The 504-nt window shown below is 41.5% G+C and carries 1 protein-coding gene; it reads right to left on the bottom strand.

What is annotated here, in order from left to right; all coding sequences use genetic code 11:
• A partial coding sequence (locus tag HHA42_RS13450; RefSeq protein WP_168526883.1) for an IS3 family transposase occupies positions 1 to 504 on the bottom strand: 504 nt, incomplete at both ends.

Genomic DNA, 504 nt, shown 5'->3' with positions numbered 1-504 from the left:
GAATCACCAGTTGTACCGACTGATGCTCGTAAATTTGCAGCTTCTAAACGATTGGTATAGCGAATAGAAAGATATTGCACACCTCTGTCGGAATGATGAATCACATTCTTTGGCATGCCTCGATCATGCAATGCTTGCTCTAATGCATCGAGCACCATATCTGTATTCATTCGTGTAGATACTTTCCAGCCAACAATTGCTCGTGAGAACACATCAATAATAAAGGCGGTATAGACCCAGCCTGAATTTGTTTGAATATACGTAAAGTCACTGACCCACAGTTGGTCAGGATGATCAGCAGTAAAATTACGTTTCACTAAATCATCTGCTCGTTTTTGGTCATCTCGGCTACGGGTGGTTTGTTTGTTCTTACCTCGCCAAACACCTTGTATACCTAGCTTTTTCATTAATCGAGCAACAGTACAGTGTGCAATAATATAGCCTTCACGTTTCAGTTTTTGCCAGACTTTACGTACACCATACCGACCTGAACTTTCCTTCCAA

The sequence above is a fragment of the Acinetobacter sp. A3 genome, from assembly GCF_012371415.1.
In the GTDB taxonomy this organism is placed as follows: Bacteria; Pseudomonadota; Gammaproteobacteria; order Pseudomonadales; family Moraxellaceae; genus Acinetobacter.
This window is presented reverse-complemented; position numbering and strand designations above follow the sequence as displayed.